Source organism: Paraburkholderia atlantica (assembly GCF_009362785.1).
GTDB lineage: Bacteria > Pseudomonadota > Gammaproteobacteria > Burkholderiales > Burkholderiaceae > Paraburkholderia > Paraburkholderia atlantica.
Genome location: NZ_WHNQ01000171.1, coordinates 1 through 2,643, shown reverse-complemented (window position 1 = coordinate 2,643; position 2,643 = coordinate 1). Strand labels below are relative to the sequence as shown.

Annotated in this window: 1 protein-coding gene and 2 pseudogenes; 2 read left to right on the top strand and 1 reads right to left on the bottom strand. The window is 62.2% G+C overall.

What is annotated here, in order from left to right; all coding sequences use genetic code 11:
• A pseudogene (locus tag GCT19_RS41945) lies at positions 1-1,169 on the top strand (hypothetical protein); the annotation flags it as partial.
• A 148-nt stretch (positions 1,170-1,317) separates the two neighbouring features.
• On the opposite strand, the gene GCT19_RS41940 reads toward GCT19_RS41945, so the two are convergent.
• Positions 1,318-2,169 (bottom strand): transposase, encoded by an 852-nt coding sequence (locus GCT19_RS41940; protein WP_152855081.1) that lies wholly within the window; start codon positions 2,167-2,169, stop codon positions 1,318-1,320.
• 302 nt (positions 2,170-2,471) lie between these two features.
• Between GCT19_RS41940 and GCT19_RS45190 the strand changes: the two are divergent.
• Positions 2,472-2,643 (top strand): annotated as a pseudogene (locus tag GCT19_RS45190) (IS256 family transposase); the annotation flags it as partial.

Sequence of the window (2,643 nt, the reverse complement as noted above, 5' to 3'; positions counted from 1 at the left end):
AGGTGCTGCTCCCGGAATTGTGCCAGCCGCCCTACAACCTGAGCGCCGCACAGGTGGTGGCGATCGCCAGCAATGATGGCGGCAAGCAGGCGCTGGAGGCGGTCAAGGTGCTGCTCCCGGAATTGTGCCAGCCGCCCTACAACCTGAGCGCCGCACAGGTGGTGGCGATCGCCAGCAATGATGGCGGCAAGCAGGCGCTGGAGGCGGTCAAGGTGCTGCTCCCGGAATTGTGCCCGCCGCCCTGCAACCTGAGCGCCGGGCAGGTGGTGGCGATCGCCAGCAACATTGGTGGCAAGCAGGCGCTGGAGGCAGTCAAGGCGCTGCTCCCCCAGTTGCGTGAGCCACCCTATGGCCTAGGCACAGAACAGGTGGTGGCGATCGCCAGTAACGGAGGTGGCAAGCAGGCGCTGGAGGCGGTCAAGGCGCTGCTCCCCCAGTTGCGTGAGCCACCCTATGGCCTAAGCACAGAACAGGTGGTGGCGATCGCCAGTAACGGAGGTGGCAGGCAGGCGCTGGAGGCGGTCAAGGTGCTGCTACCGGAATTGTGCCAGCGGCCCCATGGTCTGAGCACCGGGCAGGCCGTCGCCCTAGCCTGCATCGGTGGTCGACCTGCGCTGGAGACAGCACGGCACACACAAGCGCCGATTCGGCGAATGCAAATCAGCCCGGCTTCCAACCCAGCACCCACGCCCACCAGGTATGGGCCAACGCCCGCGCAATGCGTAGAAGTCCTGCAGTTCTTCCACGACTATCTTCCACCTAGGTCATCGGCCTTCGCCGACGCCAAAGCCAAATTCCAAGTGTCAAGAGTCGATTTGCTCAGGCTGCTTGCCAGTCTCGGCGTGACCGAGGCTGAAGCGCTCAGCGGTACGCTGCCCGACGCAGGGCTGCGCTGGCAGCGTTTGCTCAACCGCCTGAACCTGCCGCCGCGGGCAGATGCTGCGCAGCCTTCATCTGCCGGGGCCATGCAAGGTTTCGCCGAATCATTAGAGCGCTCGCTGGAATCCCCAAGCCCCGTTCGAAACTCTGCCTTGGCGCACCACGCAGCATCGACCGGGCCCGAAAACGCTGAAGGCTTCGACTTAGGCGGCTCAGGTACGCTCGAGGAGCTTTCAGCAGCGCAACTGATTGCGGGTTTCAAGCAGACTGAAGTTGCATTTGATCAGTAATGCATATGTTTCATGAAATACATGAGTTGGCAAGACTGGCAACGCGAAGCGGAAGTCTGATTTGCGAAGTGCTCGACATGGTAACGACGCGCGCGGCCATGGCGCAATGCGCCGGCGAAGTAGCGACAAGCCGCCCTGAGGGCCGCGATCAGCTGCGGCAGTAGTGCCTCAGGTTGATCATCGTGTAGGCGAGCGTCTTGAGCGCGTAGTGCACGGCACTGATGCGTTCGAAGCGCAGCAGCAGGCGGCGGAAGGTGTCCTCCCAGGCGAACACGCGCTCGATGGTGCTGAAGCGCTCCGCGAAGATGGCCGCGTCGAAATGCCGTCTGCGACCGCGCCCACGCGGGTTCTCGGGAATGTTGGGCCTCATGCCGCGGTTGAAGATCGCACGGCGGTTTTCGCGGCAGTCGTAGACGCCATCCAGACTGACGGTTGAGCCCTGCAGGTTCGCACCAATGGCGCGCGCCATGGCGGTGAGTTTGGGCAGCGCGTCACGCAGCAGGGGTGATGCGTTGCGATTGCCCGGCGCCGTCACGAATGGCGCGATGATGTTGCAGTTGCGATCGCAGAAGGCCACCACCTTGTCGCCCTTCAGATGCTTGTGCCCGCTGTAGCCCAGGTTGTCGCCGCCTTTCTTTGCCGCTGTGGTCGTGCCGTCGCCATGGATGTTCGCGAGGTCGAGGAGCTGGTCCCGATGCAGTTGATCGACCGAGCCCGCGAAGACCCGGTCGATGCTGCCGTCAGCCTGCCAGCGTCGCATGATCCGGTAGATGCGGGTGTGGTGGATTTCAGGCAGCCCCTTTGCATCCGTTTCGATCGGCAGCATCTTCCATTGACACCCCATATAGAGCGCCTTCAGGACGTAGTTGAACATCCTCTGTAACGGCAACGTCGGCGGCGGGCCGCGCCGGCCCCGGCTCAGGTGCGGCAAGACAAATTGCCCGAACTGCGCTTCACTCAATTTCGTGGGAATCGCCTGCCGGCCATGGTTTGCAGCCATTCTCGCATCCGCAAAGCCCTCACTTTAACCGCTCCCCCCTCGCCAGCTCCGAAAGCCATTCCCGGTGGGGCTCGCAGACAAATTCGGCCCCTTCGGAAAACCCGCAATCAGTTGCGTGAAAATGCGCAAGCTTATCATCGAGCGCATGCCCGACCAGCTTGCGCTGCCGTTCTACCGAGCTATTGTCGAATCTGGTGTACAGCGGGAGCGGCAGGAATTTGAGAAGGCGGTGGCGGTCTAGCTGAGAATGTTGCTTGTCAAAGGCACAACCAGCGAACCCGAGAAGGCCGGACCCGACCACCATGAAGAAGATTACGCAAGAAGCGAACAGCAGTAAAGCGCAAACGAAAAGCGTGCTAGATGAGCTGATCCAGCAAGGCGCGCGGCAGATCATTCAGCAGGCAGTCGAGGTGGAACTGGCGACCATGCTCGAACAGTACAGCAACGTGAAGTCGATCGACGGCCGGCGTGCCG

Coding starts and splice junctions, on each gene's coding strand:
- GCT19_RS41940 (WP_152855081.1), bottom strand. CDS start 2,169: ATGGCTGCAAACCATGGCCGGCAGGCGATTCCCACGAAATTGAGTGAA.